Annotated in this window: 15 protein-coding genes; 10 read left to right on the plus strand and 5 right to left on the minus strand. The window is 73.3% G+C overall.

From position 1 onward, the window contains the following. Positions 1–142: 142 nt before the first annotated feature. The 3 genes from E0F75_RS05945 to E0F75_RS05955 all read right to left on the minus strand — a co-directional run bounded on the left by E0F75_RS05945 (position 143) and on the right by E0F75_RS05955 (position 3,476). Positions 143–1,102 (minus strand): sugar kinase, encoded by a 960-nt coding sequence (locus E0F75_RS05945; RefSeq protein ID WP_187621396.1) that lies wholly within the window; start codon positions 1,100–1,102, stop codon positions 143–145. Further along, entirely contained in the window at positions 1,099–1,842 is a 744-nt protein-coding gene (locus E0F75_RS05950; RefSeq protein ID WP_187621397.1) for a bifunctional 4-hydroxy-2-oxoglutarate aldolase/2-dehydro-3-deoxy-phosphogluconate aldolase, read from the minus strand. Before E0F75_RS05950 ends, E0F75_RS05945 begins: the two co-directional genes overlap by 4 nt. A 728-nt stretch (positions 1,843–2,570) precedes the next feature. Beyond that, positions 2,571–3,476: an SMP-30/gluconolactonase/LRE family protein gene (locus E0F75_RS05955; RefSeq protein ID WP_187621398.1), complete on the minus strand. Its 906-nt coding sequence runs from the start codon at positions 3,474–3,476 to the stop codon at positions 2,571–2,573. Between the two features lie 161 nt (positions 3,477–3,637). On the opposite strand from E0F75_RS05955, the gene E0F75_RS05960 reads away from it, so the two are divergent. Then, entirely contained in the window at positions 3,638–4,915 is a 1,278-nt protein-coding gene (locus E0F75_RS05960) for an ROK family protein (RefSeq protein WP_187621399.1), read from the plus strand. 128 nt (positions 4,916–5,043) lie between these two features. Here the strand turns inward: E0F75_RS05960 and E0F75_RS05965 are convergent, their stop codons facing one another. After that, positions 5,044–5,814 carry an IclR family transcriptional regulator gene (locus E0F75_RS05965; RefSeq protein WP_187621400.1) on the minus strand — a complete coding sequence of 257 codons (771 nt, stop codon included), beginning with the start codon at positions 5,812–5,814 and terminating at the stop codon, positions 5,044–5,046. A gap of 246 nt (positions 5,815–6,060) precedes the next feature. On the opposite strand from E0F75_RS05965, the gene E0F75_RS05970 reads away from it, so the two are divergent. The 4 genes from E0F75_RS05970 to E0F75_RS05985 all read left to right on the plus strand — a co-directional run bounded on the left by E0F75_RS05970 (position 6,061) and on the right by E0F75_RS05985 (position 10,529). Then, positions 6,061–7,215 carry a mandelate racemase/muconate lactonizing enzyme family protein gene (locus E0F75_RS05970; RefSeq protein WP_187621401.1) on the plus strand — a complete coding sequence of 385 codons (1,155 nt, stop codon included), beginning with the start codon at positions 6,061–6,063 and terminating at the stop codon, positions 7,213–7,215. A 95-nt stretch (positions 7,216–7,310) separates the two neighbouring features. Next, positions 7,311–8,321 carry a zinc-binding dehydrogenase gene (locus tag E0F75_RS05975; protein WP_187621599.1) on the plus strand — a complete coding sequence of 337 codons (1,011 nt, stop codon included), beginning with the start codon at positions 7,311–7,313 and terminating at the stop codon, positions 8,319–8,321. Positions 8,322–8,376: 55 nt separating this feature from the next. Then, positions 8,377–9,366 carry a hypothetical protein gene (locus E0F75_RS05980; RefSeq protein WP_187621402.1) on the plus strand — a complete coding sequence of 330 codons (990 nt, stop codon included), beginning with the start codon at positions 8,377–8,379 and terminating at the stop codon, positions 9,364–9,366. Between the two features lie 128 nt (positions 9,367–9,494). Further along, positions 9,495–10,529 (plus strand): LacI family DNA-binding transcriptional regulator, encoded by a 1,035-nt coding sequence (locus E0F75_RS05985; protein ID WP_187621403.1) that lies wholly within the window; start codon positions 9,495–9,497, stop codon positions 10,527–10,529. Positions 10,530–10,601: 72 nt separating this feature from the next. Here E0F75_RS05985 and E0F75_RS05990 read toward each other — a convergent pair whose 3' ends face one another. Then, positions 10,602–11,060 carry a pyridoxamine 5'-phosphate oxidase gene (locus E0F75_RS05990; protein WP_187621404.1) on the minus strand — a complete coding sequence of 153 codons (459 nt, stop codon included), beginning with the start codon at positions 11,058–11,060 and terminating at the stop codon, positions 10,602–10,604. Positions 11,061–11,313: 253 nt separating this feature from the next. On the opposite strand from E0F75_RS05990, the gene E0F75_RS05995 reads away from it, so the two are divergent. The 5 genes from E0F75_RS05995 (at position 11,314) to E0F75_RS06015 (ending at position 16,692) form a co-directional block, all read left to right on the plus strand. Further along, positions 11,314–11,979: a GntR family transcriptional regulator gene (locus E0F75_RS05995; protein WP_187621405.1), complete on the plus strand. Its 666-nt coding sequence runs from the start codon at positions 11,314–11,316 to the stop codon at positions 11,977–11,979. Then, positions 11,976–12,884, plus strand: a complete 909-nt coding sequence (locus tag E0F75_RS06000; protein WP_187621406.1) for a dihydrodipicolinate synthase family protein — start codon at positions 11,976–11,978, stop codon at positions 12,882–12,884. Before E0F75_RS05995 ends, E0F75_RS06000 begins: the two co-directional genes overlap by 4 nt. Continuing rightward, positions 12,881–14,689 (plus strand): L-arabinonate dehydratase, encoded by a 1,809-nt coding sequence (gene araD / locus E0F75_RS06005; RefSeq protein WP_229312526.1) that lies wholly within the window; start codon positions 12,881–12,883, stop codon positions 14,687–14,689. The genes E0F75_RS06000 and araD overlap by 4 nt, the downstream gene beginning before the upstream one ends. 150 nt (positions 14,690–14,839) lie before the next feature. Continuing rightward, positions 14,840–15,778, plus strand: a complete 939-nt coding sequence (locus E0F75_RS06010) for a carbohydrate ABC transporter permease (RefSeq protein ID WP_187621407.1) — start codon at positions 14,840–14,842, stop codon at positions 15,776–15,778. Then, complete coding sequence (locus E0F75_RS06015) at positions 15,775–16,692, plus strand: carbohydrate ABC transporter permease (protein ID WP_187621408.1); 918 nt, start codon at positions 15,775–15,777, stop codon at positions 16,690–16,692. Before E0F75_RS06010 ends, E0F75_RS06015 begins: the two co-directional genes overlap by 4 nt. Positions 16,693–16,696: the final 4 nt, after the last annotated feature.

Genomic DNA, 16,696 nt, shown 5'->3' on the forward strand with positions numbered 1-16,696 from the left:
GTGGGTCCCTGGTGTGTCTGTGTCTGTGTCTGTGTCTGTGTCTGTGTCTGTGTATGTCTGTGTCTACGTCCGTGCCTGCGCCTGCGCCTGAGTCAGCGTCAGCGCCTGCGTGGATGTGCGGAGGGAGCCGGGGAGGCGGGGCTCAGCGGCTGATGTCCTGGGCCGCGAGAAGGCCGAGTTCGGCGCGGCGCGGGAGGCCCTCCCAGTCGCCGGGGACGGAGACCGCGAAGGCCCCGCAGAGGGTGGCGAGGTGCAGGCGCTCCTCCACCGGTGCGCCGTCGAGGACGGCGGCGAGGTAGCCGGCGACGAAGGCATCGCCGGCGCCGACGGGGTCGACAGCGGTGACGGGCACGGCGGGGCGGGCGAGAAGACCGCCGTCGTCCGTGGCCACGAGGGCTCCCCGCGCGCCGAGTTTGAGCACGGCCTGGCCGGGCCCGAGCCGGGTGAGGGCGCGGGCCATCCGCTCCGGCGACTCCTCGGGCACGAAGAGGGCGGCCTCCTCGGGACCGGCGAAGACGATGTCGGCGTGCGCGAGAAGCCGGGCGAGGGCCTCGGCGGCCTCGGCGCGGCTCCAGAGGCGTTCGCGGTGGTTGACGTCGAACGAGACCGTGACCCCGGCGGCGCGGGCGAGGGTCACCGCGTGCTCGACGGCGGCGCGGGCGGATGCGCTCAACGCCGGGGTGATACCCGTGACATGGAGGACCCGGGCTCCGGTGAGCTGCACCTCGTCGAGGTCCTCGGGGGCGAGCCGGGAGCCCGCGAGGCCGGCTCGGTAGTAGCTGACACGGAGCCGGTCGGCGGTGCGGCGCTCGCGGAGCATCAGACCGGTGGGCGCGGCCGGGTCCGTACGGGCGGCGGCGACGTCGACGCCCTCGGCGCGGAGTCCGGCGAGGACCATCGTGCCCGCGGCGTCCTCGCCGACCCGGCCGGTCCAGGCGGCCGCGTGGCCGAGCCGGCTGACGCCGATCGCGACCGTGGCCTCGGCACCGGCCCAGCCCAGCCGGAGGGGCGCGCCCGGGGCGAGTGGTCCGGGGCGGGTCGCGGCGACCACGGCCATGGCCTCGCCGAGGGTGACGAGGGCGGGCGGACGCGCGGCGCTCATCGGCGTATTCCGTCGAGCAGGACGGCGGCGCGCTCACCGAGGGCGGCGAGGGAGCCGCCCTCGCAGGCGTCGCCGACGAGGGGACCGCCCATACCGAGGGCGGTGGCGCCCGCAGCCAGATAGGCGGGGGCTTCGGTGACGCCGATGCCGCCGGTCGGGACGAGGGGGACGTACGGCAGCGGGGCCCGGACGGCGCGGAGGTACTCGGGTCCGCCGGTGGCGGCGGGGAAGAGCTTCACCATCGTGGCCCCCGCCCGCCAGGCGGTGAGGATCTCGGTGGGGGTGCAGGCGCCGGGGAGCACCGGGACGCCGAGGCGGGCCGCCTCCGCGATGACCTCTGTGGAGGTGGTGGGGGTGATGAGGTACGTCGCCCCGGCCTCGACGGCGGCCTGCGCCTCGGCGGGCGTGGTCACGGTCCCGGCGCCGAGCGCGAGCGCGGGCGGGGCGTCGGCGGCGTACTCGCTCAGGGCGTCGAGGGCGCCGGGGGTGGTGAGCGTGAACTCGGCGGCGCGGATGCCGGACGCGAGCAGGGTGTCGGTGACTTCGGCGAACCGGGCGGCGGAGGTGGAGCGGAGGATGGCGATGACGGGCGCGGATTCGAGGGCGGCGCGGAGTTCGTGGGCGGACGCCTGTGCCCGGGTACGCGCTTCGGGCGGGGCGCCCTCCTCGGACGGGGTGGCGCCCCCGGGTGCGCTGGGCCGCTCGGGCGGAGGTGTGGTGGCTGCGGGCGGGGTGGTCATGGCTGGGTGCTTCCTCGGGGGTGGGTGGGGTCGGGGGGTACGGGGCGGGCGACGGGCAGGCCTCGGCAGCCGACGGCCCGCCGCGCGATCGGGTCGGGGCCGAGGGAGATACGGGGGTGTGGCTGACGCGGCTGACAGCCCCGCTCCTCGACGGTGGGCGGCGCAGGCCGGCGACGGCGGCGAGGCGGCAGACCGAGGAGAAGGCGGCGGAGGAGGCGGAGGCGATGCGGCGGGCCGAGACGGCGCAAGGCCGCGCAGACGGCGCAGGAGTCGGCCGGAGGCCGAGCAATGGCCGGGCCCGCAGCCGTGTGACGGTCGCGGTCGGCAGTCGGCTCACGGCGGGCGCGCCGCAGGCCGTCCGGCATGACGTCACCGGGCGAATCGGCGGAACGAGCGGTCAGGTCTGCGGAGATGCGGCGGCAGGCCACGGCAACGGCGCTCCGCGCGCCCGCCCGCGCGAGCGAGCGAGCGAGGCCGGCGTTCTCACGGGCACCCCAACCAGCGCGGCCCGTCGGTCGGCACGGATCATCCGCAGTGGGGCGGGCACACGGCTGCATGCCCATCTGGCCCGGCGGTCGGCACAGATCACCGCCGTCGGGCGGGCGTCCGCAGACCCGTCGGGCGGACGTCCGCGGACCCGCCGGACCCGTCGGGCCCGTCGGCGTCCTGTGGGCGGGCCCTCCCCCGACACACCTCAAGCCGCCTCCCGCTCCCCCGGCGGCGGCCGGTCAGCGGTCGGCGTACGGAACGCTCGGCAATCCCCTCCCGCCCGGACGGCAGACGAACAGCCGCCCCGCGTCCGGCTCCGCCCGGCGGCGGGGCTCGGGGAGGCCCTCCGTGGCCGTCGTGATGACCAGGACGTCGAGGTCCGGCCCGGCGAAGGCGCAGCTCGTCACGTGGGAGGCGGGCACCTCCACGCGCGCGTGGAGGGTGCCTTCCGGCGTGAAGGCGAGCACTTCGCCGCCACCCCACACCGCCACCCACACCCGTCCCTCGGCATCCACCGTGAGTCCGTCCGGCACCCCTCGGTCGAGGACCGCGAACGGCCTGCGGTCGCTCAGGGTGCCCGTGGCCACGTCGTACGCGAAGACGTCGACCCGGCCGGTCGGGCTGTCCGCGTAGTAGAGGAGCGTGCCGTCCGGGCTCCAGCCGAGGCCGTTCGAGATGGTGACCGACTCCAGGAGCGTGGTGAGGCCGTCGTCGTCGAGGCGGTAGAGCGCGCCCGCGCCGGGGCTCTCGTCGTACGCCATCGTTCCGGCGAGGAGCCGGCCCGCCGGGTCGACGGCGGCGTCGTTCATGCGGCGGGGCAGGCCGTCCTCGGGCAGGACCGGGGCGGCCAGTTCGACGGCCTCCGCGATCGGGCGGTCCTCCTCGAGACGGAGGACGGACGTGCCTGCCGCCGCGAGCAGGGCTCCCGAGGCACAGGGCTGGACCGCGCCGACGGGGCGGTCGAAACGGAGCGTCGAGACGCCGACCAGGTCCGGCTTCGCGTCCTCGTGCGTCAGGGCGGCCCGGTGGACGAGGCCGTCGGGTATGTCCACCCAGAGCAGTTCCTGGCGCCGGGCGTCCCAGACGGGCCCCTCCGTCAGGCGTCCGGGCAGGGGGGAGCAGGGCTGGGCCCTCAGGTGCTGCATCTGGCCTCCTCGGTGTCGTGCCAGTGGTGCGACAGGAGAAAAGCTACGGGTTCGTCTAACGGTTGTAAATATCCCGCCCCACGCTTCTTCCAACCCTTTGAATAAGATGCCGCGTACGGGCCGTACGGACGCACGGACCCCGCGAGCGGAGGACAGCACACATGATCAAGCGGACGTCCCAGGACATTCGCCGTCTCAACCGCTTCGAGGTCCTGCGGCGCTTCTACGCGGGGGCCGGTGCGATGAGCCGTCAGGACCTCGCCGCCGCGACCGGCCTGTCCTTCGCCACCGTGGCCAATCTGACCTCCGAGCTCCTGGAGGCCGGCGTCCTCGTCGAGGCGGGCCACGAGGACTCCAGCGGTGGCCGACCCCGCGCTCGGCTCGCCGTCAACGCCGACCGGGGCGCGCTGATCGGCATCGACATCGCCGAGACCTCGGTGCACGCCGAGCTCTTCGACCTCGCCCTGGAGGTCCGTCACTCCGTCGAGCGGCCCCTGCCCCCGGGCGATGTCCGGCCCGCCGATGTGGTCGACGCGCTCGCCGCCTGCGTCGAGGAGTTGCTGCGCGTCTCCGGCGTACCCCGCGCGCGCGTGCTCGGGGCCGGCGTCAGCGTGCCCGGCATGGTGGAACGCGAGGGCGGAGTCTCCTCCTTCTCCCCCTACTGGTCCTGGCACGAGGTGCCGCTCCGGGCGCTGCTCGACGAACGCCTCGGGCTGCCCCTGCGGCTCGACAACCCCCTGCGGGCCAGCACGGTCGCCGAGTTGTGGTTCGGCGCCGGCCGGGAGGTGGACGACCTGGTGGTGCTGACCCTGCGGGCCGGGGTGGGCGCCGGGATCGCGATCGACGGGCAGCTCTACCGGGGGTTCACCAACAGCGCCGGCGAGTGGGGCCACACCTGTCTCGCGATCGACGGCCGACTCTGCACCTGCGGCAACCGGGGTTGCGTGGAGGCGTACGTCAGCACGCGGGGCATCGTCCAGACCTGGCGCGAGCTCGCCCCCGGCGACGAGCGTGCGACCGGGCCGGACGACGCGGCCACGGTCGCCGCCCTGGCGCGCGCGGCGGCGGAGGGGGACCCGGCGGCCGTCGAGGTCATCGACCGGACCGGCCGCTACCTGGGGGCGGCGGTGGCCAATCTGGTCAATCTGCTCAACCCCCGGGCCCTCGTCCTCGGCAACCAGGTCGTCGACCTGCTGGGAGAGCGTCTGCTGACCGCCACGTACGAGGCCGTCACCCGGCACGCGCTGGCGTTGCCGCACCGGGCGGCGACCCTGCGACGCAGCGCGGTGCCGCACAACGCGGTCACCCGGGGTGCGGCCGCCTTCGCCCTTGAGGGCTTCCTCGACGACCGGGACGTCTTCGGCCCGGTCAGCCGGATGCGCCAGCCCCGGGATCGACGGGACGGCGGGCGCTCCGGGTCCTCCGGCGCGGAGCCCTGACGCCGGGGGACGGAGTCCTGACGCCGGGCGGCGCAGCCCCGAAGCCGGGCGCGGGCCTCCCGAAGCCGGGCCCGGGCTTCCTGGAGCCGGCACGGTGGAGCCCCGACTGCGGCAGGACGGGCCGGGGTTCAGTGCACGGTCCGGTACCCCAGCCGCTCCGCCAGCCGGCTCGCGCCCTTCACGGCCAGCGCCGTGAGTTCGTTCTCGCGGTCCTCGCTCCAGCGGTGCACCGGCACCGAGACGGACAGCGCCGCGACGACCCGGCCGGAGCGGTCCCGTACCGGCGCGGCCACACAGCTCACGTCGGGGTTGGACTCCTGCTGTTCGCCCGCGACGCCGAGGATCCGGATCTCGGCGAGCGCGGCGCGCAGCGCGTCCGGGTCGGTGATGCTGCGGGGCGTCATGCCCGCCAGGTCGTACCCGTCGAGGCGCTCCTCCAGGTCGGCCTCCGGGAGGGACGCGAGCAGCATCTTGCCGACGGCCGTGCAGTGGGCGGGCAGCCGGCGTCCGGCCGCGGAGACCATCCGTACCGCGTGGGTCGAGTCGACCTTCGCGATATAGATGACGTCCATGTCCTCCAGGACGGCCACATGCACCGTCTCGCCGCAGGTGTCGGCGACCTCGCGCGCGACCTGGTGGCCTTCGGCCGCGAGGTCGAGCTGCTCGGCGTACCGGCTGCCGAGCTGGTACGTGCGGACGCCGAGCCGGTAGCGGCCGGGCTGTCCCGGCACCGGCACGAGGTAGTTGCGGGCGGTCAGGGTGGTGACCAGCTCGTGCGTGGTCGTGCGCGGCAGCTGGAGCCTGCGGGTGATCTCGGGGGCGGACAGGGTGCCGTCGCCCTCCAGGAAGAGCTCCAGTACGTCGAATGCCCTGGTCACCGCCGGAACGAGTCGTCCCATGGGTCCCCCACCTCGCCTCTGCCCGTTCGATATTCCGTACTACGACCGAAATCGCGAACAGAGACTAGCGGCGCGCCCCACGCCGGGCAACGGGTCGTCGGGGATCCCGCCGCGAACAGGGCGCGTGGGCACGCTCCCGTTGACACCCCGGCGGGCCGCTGCCTACCGTCACGCCGACCCACCGAACGATATTCGATATCTCGAACAAGCAGGCGCCCACTTCCACAACCCCGAGGAGCAACCACCGTGCGCATCACGGGAATCACCACACACGTCGTCGGCACGCCCTGGCGCAATCTCACCTATGTGCTCGTCCACACCGACGAGGGGCTGACCGGTGTCGGCGAGACCCGGATGCTCGGGCACACCGACGCGCTCGTCGGCTACCTCCGCGAGGCCGAGCACAACCACATCGCCGGTTCCGACCCGTTCGCGGTCGAGGATCTCGTACGGCGTATGAAGTACGGGGACTTCGGGCGGGCCGGCGAGATCGTCATGTCCGGGATCGCCGTCGTCGAGATGGCCTGCTGGGACATCAAGGGCAAGGCTCTCGGCGTACCCGTCTGGCAGTTGCTCGGCGGGAAGGTGACGGACCGGGTGAAGGCGTACGCGAACGGCTGGTACACCACCGAGCGCACCCCGGAGGCGTACCACGCGGCGGCGCGCGAGGTCGTGGCGCGCGGCTACCGGGCGCTGAAGATCGACCCGTTCGGGACCGGTCACTACGAGCTGGACGCCGAGCGTTCACGGGAGGCCGTCGCGCTCATCGAGGCGGTACGGGACGCCGTCGGCCCGGACACCGAGCTGATGGTGGAGATGCACGGCCGCTTCTCCCCCTCGACCGCGGTCCGGCTCGCGCGCGAACTCGCCCCGTTCCGGCCCGCATGGCTGGAGGAGCCGGTGCCGCCGGAGAACCTCAAGGCCCTGTCGAAGGTCGCCGAGAAGGTGGACCTGCCGATCGCGACCGGTGAACGGATCCACGACCGGATCGAGTTCAGGGAGCTCTTCGAGTCACAGGCCGTCGACATCGTGCAGCCCGACGTCGGTCACATCGGCGGCATCCTGGAGGCCAGGAAGCTCGCCGCGACCGCCGAGACCCACTACGTGCTCGTCGCCCCGCACAACGTGGGCGGCTCGGTCCTCACCGCGGCCTCCCTCCAACTCGCGGCCTGCACCCCCAACTTCAAGGTCCTGGAGCACTTCAACGACTTCGCGGACGCGGAGATCAAGAAGGTCGTGCGCGGCGCGCCCGAGGTCGACCCGGAGACCGGCTGCTTCGCCGTCTCCCACGAGCCGGGTCTCGGGGTGGAGTTCGACGCGGACGCCGCCGCCGAGTTCCCTCAGCAGCGCGCCCGGTTCGACCTGTGGGCCGAGGGCTGGGAGAAGAGGCAGCCGAAGTGAGCCGGGCCGATGCCGATGCGGGCGCAGATGCCGCGGGCCGTCCCGACCCCGCCGAGAGCCGCCCCGCGTCCGCCGCGAACCGCCCCGCGCCCGCCGTGAGCCGCGCCGTCCTCGTCGAACGGCCCGGCGTGCACCGGCTGATCGAGCGGGACGTCCCCGCACCCGGCCCCGGCGAGGTCCGGGTGCGGGTCGCCGCCGCCGGGATCTGCCTGAGCGACCGCGAGCTGTACGAGGGCCACCGTGCCCCGGGCTACGTCCGCTACCCGATCGTCCCCGGCCACGAGTGGTCCGGCACCGTGGACGCCGTCGGCGCCGGAGTCGATCCCGCGCTCCTGGGCCGGCCGTGCGTGGCCGAGGGCTTCCGGGCCTGCGGCCGCTGCGAGCGCTGCCGGTACGGGGAGACCAGCCTCTGCACCGCCGGATACGCCGAGACCGGCTTCACCGAGCCGGGTGCCTTCGCCGACCACCTCCTCGTCCCCGCCCGGCTCCTGCACCCGCTGCCGGACGGGGTGGACCTCCGGGCCGCCGCACTGCTCGAACCGGCGGCCGTCGTCGCCGCCGCGGTACGGGCCGGCCGGCCGCGCCCCGGTGAACAGATCGCCGTCGTCGGCGCCGGGACGCTCGGGCTGCTCGCCGTCCAGTGGCTCGCCGCCTCCTCCCCCGCCGAACTGGCCGTCGTGGACCCGCGTACGGACCGGGCGGCTCAGGCCCCGGCCTTCGGCGCCGACCGCGCCCTCACCCCGGCCGAGGCGGACGGCCTGTCCGGCCGCTTCGACCTCGTCGTGGAGACCGCGGGCGCGCCCACCACCGCCGCCTCCTCCTGTCTGCTCGCCCGCCGGGGCGGCCGGGTCGTCCTCACCGGCATGTTCACGGCGGGGGCCGCAGGGATCGACCCGGTCCATCTGTCCGTCAGCCAGCTGGAGATCCGCAGCGTCTTCGGCGCCTCCTCCGCGGCCTGGTCCGACGCCGTCCGCGCGCTCTCGCTGGGTCTTCTCGACCCGGCCCCGCTGATCACCCACGAATTCCCCCTCGACCGGTTCGGCGAGGCCCTCGCCCTGGTGGGCGGCGGCGCCCCGGACACGGGCAAGGTCCTCCTCCGCCCCTGAACCGGTCCCGCAGCCACCCCCGTTCCGCGTCCGCGCTCCCCAGCAGAGGATTCCGATGACCACGCGACCGGCCCCCCGGCTCCCCGGCGGCGACGCCCTCCGCCGTATCGGCCACCCCGTACCGCCGACCGACCCCGCCGACGCCTCCCCGCACTCCTTCCCCGACGGGGGGCGCTGGCGCACCGAGGTCCCCTCCGTCGAGAGTCCCGAGGCGCTCGCCGTCGTCCTCGCGGAGAGCGAGCGGCTCGGCGTCCCCGTCCACCGGGTCAGCCAGGGCAGTGGTGTCTGGATGCTCACGGACGCCGAGATCGCGGAGATGGTCTCCGCCTGCGCCGAACGCGCCGTGGAGCTCTGCCTGTTCACCGGGCCGCGCGGAACGTGGGACACCGGGGCCGCCACCCGTACCGACTCGGGCGGCGCGGGCCTGCGCGCCCGCGGCCACGACGGGCTCGCCGGATGCGTCGAAGACGCCCTGCGTGCCACCTCGTCGGGCGTGCGGTGTCTGCTCGTGGCCGACGAGGGCGTGTTGTGGACGCTGCACCGGATGCGCGAGGCGGGGACGCTGCCCGCCGACACCACGTTCAAGGTGTCCGCGCTCATCGGGCCGGTCAACCCCGCCTCGTACGCGGTCCACGAGCGGCTCGGGGCCGATTCCCTCAATGTGCCGTCCGACCTGACGCTCGCCCATCTCACCGAGATTCGGCGGGTCAGCCGGGCGCCGATGGACCTGTACGTCGAGGCCCCGGACGACCTCGGCGGCTACGTCCGGATGTACGAGGCGGCCGAGTTGATCCGGCGGGGCGCGCCCCTGTACCTGAAGTTCGGGCTGAGCCGGGCGGCCGGGATCTACCCGTACGGGGCCCACCTGCGGGAGCTCGCCCTCGCCACGGCGCGGGAGCGGGTACGGCGCGGCCGGCTCGTCCTGGACCTGCTCGCCCGGCACGGGGCGGACGGCGGAATGTCCCCGCTCGGTTCCCGGCACCCGGGGGAACTCCGGCGCTTCGACTCCGACAGCTCGTCCGTCGAAGCGCTTCGATCTTCTTGACCCACTTCTCTGGACACGTCAACACACCCGGGTTACGGTCTCGCTGAGCCGTCGAAGCGATCGTTCGAGTGACATCGTCGAAGCGATTCGCATCGCCTCACCTCAGTCACGGCCCGCGGGGAGAACGGATGGTCACGCTTGCCGAGGTCGCCCGGCACGCCGGAGTGTCGGCCAGCACGGTGAGCTACGTCCTCAGCGGCAGGCGCCCCATCTCGGACCCCACCCGGCGGCGGGTGCGGGCCAGCATCGAGCAGCTCGGCTACCAGCCCCACGCGGGCGCCCGCGCGCTCGCCAGCAGCCGTTCGCGGATCATCGCCCTGATGGTCCCGCTGCGCACCGACATGTATGTGCCGGTGATGCTGGAGATCGCGGTCGCCGTCGCCACCGCCGCCCGCGCGCACGGCTACGACGTGCTGCTCCTCACCGGCGAGGAGGGCCCCTCGGCGCTCCGCCGCGTGACCGGCAGCGGGCTCGCCGACGCGATGATCCTGATGGACGTCCAGCTCGACGACGAGCGGCTGCCGGTGCTGCGCGTGGCGGGCCCGCCGGCCGTCCTGGTCGGGCTGCCGGCCGACCCCGCGGGGCTGCACTGCGTCGATCTGGACTTCGCGGCGGCCGGGGCGCTGTGCGTGGAGCACCTGGCAGACCTCGGGCACCGGGAGATCGCGGTCATCGGCGAGTCGCCCGGCGTCTACGCGCGCCACACGGGCTTCGCCGAGCGCACCCTGCGCGGGCTGCGCGACCGGGCGGCCGAGCGAGGGGTCCGGCTGCTGCACCGGCCGTGCGAAGGCGGCCACGACGCCGTGGCGGGGGCACTCACCAGGATCTTCGACGAGCGGCCCGGGGTCAGCGCGTTCGTCGTGCAGAACGAGACGGCGGTCGAGCCGCTGCTCGCGCTGCTGCGGCGGACCGGCCGGGCCGTGCCCGAGGACGTGTCGGTGGTCGCGGTCTGCGCCGACCAGATCGCCGCCCAGGCCTCGGTGCCGCTCAGCTCGGTGGCGATCCCCGCGCAGGAGCTGGGCCGCAGGGCGGTGGAACGGCTCGTCGCGGGCCTCTCCCGCCGCGAGGGGGCGGACACGGCGCGGGTCGAACTGCTCACGCCGGCGCTGACCGTACGGGACAGCTCGGGCCCCCCTCCGTCCCCGGCCGGGTTCAGGAACTGACGATCGGCTCCTCGGCGGCGCCGGCCCCCGGCGCGTCCGCCTCTCGTCCTCGGGGACGCGGTCCCCGACCGCTCAGACCGCCCAGACGCCGTCCCGCATCAGGTGGCGCCCGGCCAGTTCCGGCTCCTCAAGCCAGGCCTCCACCGCGGTGGGGCGGACCCGGAACCAGCCGTACGCGGGCCCCGAGTTCCGCGGGTCCCAGCCGCACTTCGCGGCGAAGCCCTCGATCGCCTCCGTCGGTACGTCGTCGCCGCCGAGGGTCGTCACGTCGCCGTCGATCAGGACGACGTCCCGGGTGTGCCCGAGCGCCAGCCGGGTCCGTCCGCCGGCGGCGAGGTTGCGGCCGGTGGGATTCGTCAGCCGGGTGCACAGCCAGACGTCCGTGCCGTCCCAGTGGAAGGCCAGCGGCACGAGGTACGGCAGCGCGTCGGCGCTCGCCGAGGCCACCCAGATGTCCACCTCCTCCGCCAGCCGGGCGAGGACGTCCTTCTTGCGCTGTTCGGGCTCTCGTGTCGCGGGATGCGTCGTCATGGCCCCGACCCTACGCCGTCGCGATCACACCCGCCCGAGCCCAGGACCCGGACCGCGCAGGGGAGTTCCGTTCCGCTGCCGGTCTCCCGCGCTTGCCGGGGCGACAGGCAGCGTCAGGCCGTCCAGCCGGTCGCCACGCGCAGAAAGCGCTTGCGCGAAGCATTGACGAAACACGAACACCCCCTTAGTTTCATGCCCGTTGCACTTCGTACGTCATATATGAGACGCGATACATGAGATCTGAGAGTGCTCCATGGCCTTCGCCCCCAGCCCCATCCCCTCCCGCACCCAGTACGTGCTCGAAGCGATCAAGCACGACATCCTTACCGGAGGGCTCAGACCCGGCCAGGCACTTGTCGAGGCCGAACTCGCCGCGCGTTTCGGGGTGTCGAAGACCCCGGTCCGCGAAGCGCTCAAGACCCTCGCGGGCAGCGGGCTCGTGGTGATGAACCAGTACAAGGGCGTCACGGTCCGGATGGTCGACGCCGACATGGCCCGCGCCGTCTACGACGTACGCCTCCTCCTGGAACCCGAGGCGGTCCGCCGCGCCGTGGCGTCCGGCGCCCCGCTCGACGAGGCGCGGGAGGCCCTGCGCCGGGCGGCCGGGGCCGAGGACCCGGCCGAACGGTCCCTGGCCAACCGGGCGTTCCACCGGGCGCTCTACCTGCCCTGCGGCAACCCGCTGCTCGGCCGGATGCTCGACGAGGTCCGCGACCAGGCCGCCCTGGTCTCCACCGTCGCCTGGGCGGCCATCCCCTCCTGGGAGCGGGAGGCCGCCGAGCACGAGGAGATCCTGCGGCTCGCGGCCGCCGGCGACGTCGGCGGGGTGGGCCGCGCGGTCCACGACCACATCGCGTCCTTCGTCGAGCGCGCCTTCCCCCAGTACCCCGAGAACCAGTCCCCCCCGAACAGCGAGTGAGCATGGAATTCGAGACGATGAGGGCCGCCCTCGCCGACGTCGTGGCCATCCCGGTCACCCCGTTCGCCGAGGACGGCTCCGTGGACACCGTCACCCACCGCGCGCTGCTGCGCCGGCTCCTCGACGGCGGGGTCCGCACCCTCACCCCCAACGGCAACACCGGCGAGTTCTACGCGCTCACTTCCGAGGAGCGCCGCCTGCTCACCGAGATCACCGTCGACGAGGCCGGCGACCGTGCCGCGATCCTCGTCGGCGTCGGCCACGACGTGCCGACGGCGGTCGAGGCCGCCCGGCACGCCCGCGCCACGGGCGCCCACCTGGTGATGGTCCATCAGCCGGTCCACCCGTACGTCTCCGAGAGCGGCTGGGTCGACTACCACCGGGCCATCGCCGAGGCCGTCCCCGAGCTCGGGGTCGTCCCCTACATCCGCAACCCGCTGCTCGGCGGGGCCCGGCTCGCCGAGCTCGGCGCCGCCTGCCCCAACGTCGTGGGGGTGAAGTACGCGGTCCCCGACGCGGCCCGGTTCGCCGGCTTCGCCCGGGACGCGGGCCTCGACCGCTTCGTCTGGGTGGCGGGCCTGGCCGAGCCGTACGCCCCCGCCTACTTCGCCGGCGGCGCCACCGGATTCACCTCCGGCCTGGTCAACGTCTCCCCCGCGCTCTCCCTGGAGATGCTGGACGCACTCCGGTCCGGCGACTACCCGACCGCGATGAAGGTCTGGGAGCGGATCCGCCGCTTCGAGGAGCTGCGCGCGGCCAACGGCAGTGCCGACAACGTGACGGTGGTCAAGGAGGCCCTCGCCTCCCTCGGCCTCTGCCGCCGGGCGGTCCGCCCGCCGAGCCGTGAACTCCCCGGGAGCGAGCGGGCCGAGGTCGCCACGATCGCGGCCGGGTGGCCGGTATGAGCGGCGAAGGGCCCGCCGACACGGGCCGGCGCAGCGTCGACGAAGGACGGAACCCCGTCGGCGAAGGCCGGCGCCCCGCCGAAGGGGGCCGGCGCCCCGAGGAGCTGCGCAGCCACCAGTGGTACGGCACCGACGGCCTCCGCTCCTTCAGCCACCGCGCCCGCACCCGGCAGCTCGGCTATCTGCCCGAGGAGCACCTCGGGAAGCCGGTGATCGCGATCCTCAACACCTGGTCCGACATCAACCCCTGCCACGTCCACCTCCGCGACCGCGCGCAGGCCGTGAAGCGCGGGGTGTGGCAGGCCGGCGGCTTCCCGCTGGAGTTCCCGGTCTCCACCCTCTCGGAGACGTTCCAGAAGCCGACCCCGATGCTCTACCGCAACCTCCTCGCCCTGGAGACGGAGGAGCTGCTGCGCTCGTACCCGGTGGACGGGGCGGTGCTGATGGGCGGCTGCGACAAGACGACCCCGGCGCTCCTCATGGGTGCGGCCTCGGTCGACCTGCCGACGGTGTTCGTTCCGGCGGGGCCGATGCTGCCGGGGCACTGGCGGGGCGAGACGCTCGGCTCCGGTACGGACATGTGGAAGTACTGGGACGAGAAGCGGGCGGGACGGATCGGCGACTGCGAGATGGCGGAGCTGGAGAGCGGTCTCGCCCGCTCCCCCGGACACTGCATGACGATGGGGACGGCGTCCACGCTGACCGCCGCCGCGGAGACCCTCGGCGTGACCGTGCCGGGTGCCTCATCGGTGCCGGCGGTCGACTCGGGGCACGACCGGATGGCGGCGGCCTCGGGGCTGCGGATCGTGGAACTCGTACGGCAGGACCTGCGGCTGTCGCGGATCCTGACGCGGGAGGCGTACGAGGACGCGGTCGCCGCCGTCCTGGCGCTCGGCGGCTCGACCAACGCGGTGATCCATCTGATCGCGATGGCGGGGCGCTCGGGGGTGAAGCTGACGCTCGACGACTTCGACCGGATCGCGCGGACGGTGCCGGTGCTCGCGGACCTGCGGCCGGGCGGTCGGTTCCTGATGGAGGACTTCCACTTCGCGGGCGGAATGCCGGGCTTCCTCTCCCGGCTCACCGACGTCCTGCACCTGGATCGCCCGACGGTCTCGCACGCCACGCTGCGGGAGCAGCTCGACGGCGCGCTCGTCCACGACGAGGAGGTGATCCGGGACCGTTCGAGGCCGCTGGCCGCCGAGGGCGGGGTCGCGGTGCTGCGGGGGAACCTCTGCCCCGACGGCGCCGTCATCAAGCACATCGCGGCCGAGCCGCGGTTGCTCGAGCACACCGGTCCCGCGGTCGTCTTCGACGACTACCGGTCGATGCAGCGGACCATCGACGACCCGGCGCTCGGCATCACGCCCGAGCATGTGCTGGTGCTGCGCGGCGCGGGCCCGAAGGGCGGTCCGGGGATGCCGGAGTACGGCATGCTGCCCATCCCCCGGTACCTGCTCGAACAGGGAGTGCGGGACATGGTGCGGATCTCCGACGCCCGGATGAGCGGGACGAGTTACGGGGCGTGTGTGCTGCATGTGGCACCCGAGTCCCATGTCGGCGGACCCCTTGCCCTCGTCCGTACGGGCGATACGATCACCCTCGACGTCGCCGCACGCTCCCTCCACCTGCACGTCACGGACGAGGAGCTGGACGTCCGCCGGGCCGCCTGGACACCGCCGCCGGCCCGGTACGAGCGCGGCTACGGCGCGCTCTACATGGAGCAGATCTCCCAGGCCGACACCGGCTGCGACTTCGCGTTCCTGGCGCGTCCGGGCATCACCCCCGATCCGTACGCGGGCTGATAACCCGCCGCACAGCAGCGCCGGTTCGCCAGCCCGTCCCTCCGAACAGCCCCACCCTGCCCAGCAGCGCCATCAGCTCCACCCACCCCATCCTGTCCGAAATCTCGAACGTCGTTCGCGAAGCGCTTCACCGAGAACGGAGCCGCCGTCATGGCCTCAGCTGTGACCCCACCGCCCCAAGCCGTCACGGCACGGAGCCGCCGTCGCACGGGAGCGACCCCCCGACGACTGCCGTACCTGCTGATCGCCCCCGCCGGCCTGCTGATGCTGGGCTTCATCGCCTACCCGGTGATCAGCGTCTTCTACTACAGCCTCCAGCACTACAACCCCACGAAGCCCTGGCGGAACGGCTTCGCGGGACTCGACAACTTCACCCGGATCCTCACGGACGACCCACGGTTCTGGGGAACGCTGACCTTCAGCCTCAAGTGGGTCGTCGTCGAGGTGACGCTCCAGCTCCTCTTCGGTCTCGCGCTCGCGCTCATCGTGAACCAGACCTTCGTGGGCCGCGCCCTGGGCCGGGCCCTGGTCTTCTCCCCATGGGCCGTCTCGGGCGTACTCACCTCCGCGATCTGGGTGCTGCTCTACAACTCCCAGACCGGGATCAGCCGTTACCTCGCCGACATGGGCCTCGGCACGTACGGCACGTCCTGGCTCTCCGACACCTCGACCGTGTTCCCGGCGGCCATCGTCGCCGATCTCTGGCGCGGGGTGCCGTTCTTCGCCATCCTCATCCTGGCCGACCTGCAGTCCGTGCCGAAGGACCTGTACGAGGCGGCCGAGGTCGACGGGGCTGGCCGGGTACGGCAGTTCGTCCACATCACCCTGCCGCACATCCGGGACGCGATCGTCCTCTCCACGCTGCTGCGCGCGGTCTGGGAGTTCAACAACGTCGACCTGCTGTACACGCTGACCGGCGGCGGCCCCGCGGGCGAGACGACCACGCTGCCGCTGTACATCGCCCACACCAGCGTCGACGCCCACAACTTCGGATACGCCTCCGCCCTCACCACGGTGGCGTTCGTGATCCTTCTCTTCTGCTCGATGGTCTATCTGCGCCTGAGCAAGTTCGGAGGCGACGTCACATGACAGCCGAGTCCACCCTGACGGCCGCTCCCTCCCCGGGGACCGCGCAGGTCCCGCCGCCCCCCGACCGGACGCCGCCCGCCGCAGCCCGCGCCAGGCGGAGGGCGTGGGACGAGGTGCCCCGCTGGCAGATCTATCTGCCCCTCGGGATCTACCTCCTCTTCACCCTCGTCCCCTTCTACTGGATCCTGCTCTTCGCCGTACGCCCGGCCGGCTCCACCTCACTGCTGCCCTGGCCGATGACGACCGCGCACTTCGAGAAGGTCTGGAACGAGCGGAGCTTCGGCGTCTTCTTCCAGAACAGCCTGCTCATCGGGGTCGCGGTGCTCATCAGCACCACCGTGGTCGCCCTCGCCGGCGGCTACGCGCTGGCCCGCTTCGACTTCAGGATCAAGAAGGGCTTCATGCTGGCCCTGCTCTGCTCGCAGTTCGTGCCGGGCGCCCTGCTCCTCGTCCCGCTGTTCCAGATCTTCGCCGAGCTGAAGATGATCAACTCCCTGGGGAGTGTGATCATCGCCGAGACCGTCTTCCAGCTCCCGCTGTCGATGATCCTTATCAGCGGCTTCATCAGGAACGTCCCGTACTCCCTGGAGGAGGCCGCCTGGGTGGACGGCTGCAACCGTTTCTCCGCCTTCCGGATCGTCGTCCTCCCACTGCTCAGGCCCGGCCTGGTCGCCGTCGGCTCCTTCGCCTTCGTGCACGCCTGGAACCACTTCCTCTTCGCCCTGATGTTCCTCAGCAGCCAGGACAAGCAGACGATCCCCGTCGGCCTCAACACCCTCATGGGCGCCGACAGCGTCGACCTCGGGGCGCTCGCCGCGGGCGGCGTCATCGCCGCCGTACCCGTCGTCATCGTCTTCGGCTTCATCCAGAAGTGGCTGGTCACCGGATTCAGCGCCGGGGCGGTGAAGGGATGACCAG

This window comes from Streptomyces sp. CB02980 (genome assembly GCF_014451325.2).
Lineage (GTDB): Bacteria > Actinomycetota > Actinomycetes > Streptomycetales > Streptomycetaceae > Streptomyces.

Bases quoted from the DNA above. Each gene is read 5' to 3' on its own strand.
- E0F75_RS05980 (WP_187621402.1), top strand. From the start codon at position 8,377: ATGACCACGCGACCGGCCCCCCGGCTCCCCGGCGGCGACGCCCTCCGC.
- E0F75_RS05995 (WP_187621405.1), top strand. From the start codon at position 11,314: ATGGCCTTCGCCCCCAGCCCCATCCCCTCCCGCACCCAGTACGTGCTC.
- E0F75_RS05985 (WP_187621403.1), top strand. From the start codon at position 9,495: ATGGTCACGCTTGCCGAGGTCGCCCGGCACGCCGGAGTGTCGGCCAGC.
- E0F75_RS06010 (WP_187621407.1), top strand. From the start codon at position 14,840: ATGGCCTCAGCTGTGACCCCACCGCCCCAAGCCGTCACGGCACGGAGC.
- E0F75_RS05950 (WP_187621397.1), bottom strand. From the start codon at position 1,842: ATGACCACCCCGCCCGCAGCCACCACACCTCCGCCCGAGCGGCCCAGC.
- araD (WP_229312526.1), top strand. From the start codon at position 12,881: ATGAGCGGCGAAGGGCCCGCCGACACGGGCCGGCGCAGCGTCGACGAA.
- E0F75_RS05955 (WP_187621398.1), bottom strand. From the start codon at position 3,476: ATGCAGCACCTGAGGGCCCAGCCCTGCTCCCCCCTGCCCGGACGCCTG.
- E0F75_RS05965 (WP_187621400.1), bottom strand. From the start codon at position 5,814: ATGGGACGACTCGTTCCGGCGGTGACCAGGGCATTCGACGTACTGGAG.
- E0F75_RS06015 (WP_187621408.1), top strand. From the start codon at position 15,775: ATGACAGCCGAGTCCACCCTGACGGCCGCTCCCTCCCCGGGGACCGCG.
- E0F75_RS05960 (WP_187621399.1), top strand. From the start codon at position 3,638: ATGATCAAGCGGACGTCCCAGGACATTCGCCGTCTCAACCGCTTCGAG.
- E0F75_RS05945 (WP_187621396.1), bottom strand. From the start codon at position 1,102: ATGAGCGCCGCGCGTCCGCCCGCCCTCGTCACCCTCGGCGAGGCCATG.
- E0F75_RS05990 (WP_187621404.1), bottom strand. From the start codon at position 11,060: ATGACGACGCATCCCGCGACACGAGAGCCCGAACAGCGCAAGAAGGAC.